At 39.3% G+C, this 1,724-nt stretch carries 2 protein-coding genes and 1 pseudogene; 1 reads left to right on the top strand and 2 read right to left on the bottom strand.

Features of this window, described 5'->3' with window-relative positions:
• On the top strand, window positions 1–660 hold a 660-nt coding region (locus ACS8FD_RS13715), incomplete at its 5' end, for a DUF4424 family protein (RefSeq protein ID WP_439276282.1).
• A 236-nt stretch (window positions 661–896) separates the two neighbouring features.
• Here ACS8FD_RS13715 and ACS8FD_RS13720 read toward each other — a convergent pair.
• Window positions 897–1,079, bottom strand: a pseudogene (locus ACS8FD_RS13720) (transketolase-like TK C-terminal-containing protein); the annotation flags it as partial.
• Window positions 1,080–1,272: 193 nt separating this feature from the next.
• On the bottom strand, window positions 1,273–1,724 hold a 452-nt coding region (locus ACS8FD_RS13725), incomplete at its 5' end, for a hypothetical protein (RefSeq protein ID WP_439276283.1).

The following is a 1,724-nucleotide window of genomic DNA, read 5'->3' on the forward strand; positions in this document are numbered from 1 at the left end:
CTGTGGGTCAATGACCAACCCATCGATACTTCACTGCATGTCCGTACTTTTATGCGTCCAATTGTCGTCAAAGATGGCGATAGAACCTATGCGGACACCTCTATTGATACGACTGAAATATTCAAATCCTGTGGTCTTAATGAGGCCGATATGATGGGACCTTGGACGTATCAAGTTGACACTGAATATGTCAATCAACAGCTTTTAGATTGTAATAATAAAGGACTAGATAAGTTCATCTATGATAGAGAAAGTCTTTATATACCTTGGGATTCGCAGGTAATCTATAGTTGGAAGCAAAAATTCAAAGCCAATGCTACGACCAAAATCAAGCATTCATATACACCATTGGTCGGTGGATCAGTATCTTTGGACGAGGAGCAATTTACAGATTTTTGTGTAGATAAATCAACTCAGCGAGGATTTAATAATAACGGACGGCCCTATCACGCTCTAAGCTATATCCTGAAGACAGGGGCTAACTGGGCAAAACCGATTAGCAACTTTAAACTTACCGTAGAACGCGACCCTGATGAATTAGTGCCGTTTTGCTGGAAAGGAAAAGGTAAAGTCAAAAAGGTAAGCGCGACGACGTTTGAGATTAAAGAGACCAACTTTATTCCAACACATGATTTTGATGTGGCTTTTATTATGAAGTAACGGTTAGCGCGTAGGTTGGATGAAGCTTGCGACACCCAACGTTTCGATTAATAAGTCTTTGGGTCTCGTATCTCGACACTAACCTACCCATCAATTCATTTTTAATGATTTAAAACCAAAAACCAACCATAAAAAAAGAGCCACCAGAATAATCCAGTAGCTCTGCTCAATAATGTCATCAACTCAACTATAAATCATAGCTAAGTGCTGGGCTAAAGCCGCAGCCTACGATCCTTCTAAACCAAACTATTCACCGCATCAACCACAGCGTCAGCCGTAATTCCAAACTCTTTATACAAGTCGCTAGCAGGTGCCGACTCGCCATAAGTGGTCATGCCGATGACTTTGCCATCTAGGCCGACGAACTTATACCAGTAATCGACATGGGCAGCTTCTACCGCAACGCGAGCGCGGATATTAGTCGTAGGGTGCGCCCAGCGCACTATTGAAAAATTAAACTTCTAAATCGAAAGTATATTTATAAGTAGCTTAGGGTAGATTCATTTGCTTAAATAAGTACCTACATTTTATTGTTTCCAATTTATATGTTGGTGCGCGGAGTGCACCCTACGAAAACTTTTTACCTCCTACTTTCATTAATTAGTTTCCTGCCTAATTAATTTTATGTTCACTACTTATCTTTGCCATAAATTCTAAATATAGATCTTTAGCTTGTTTTAATTGCTCGGGAGTTAGTGATCTAGGGAGTAGTTCAATGAGATCATCTTCTCCATTTTCGAACATCTCATTTGCTGGATCATTAACAAGGTCTTTGCGTATATCTCTAGTGATATAGGCATAAGCCAACGCTTTGATGTAATTTAACTCTGAACCAAATTCTTCTGGATTGAGATAAATACCAGAAAGAGCAGTTGATGACTCCCAGTTTTTCTCTACCAGCAAGTCCTCTTTATAAAGCTCAATACTTTCGTCTATCTTAGACTTGTCTCTTAGATGATGAGTACATAAGAACGCTAAAGTATATCTAGAGTACTTAACGTCGCGTTGAATAGCGATTTTGTTATAGTATTCAGCTTGGTCATAGTCAATACGGTTATATTCTG

Source organism: Psychrobacter sp. 1U2 (genome assembly GCF_051847575.1).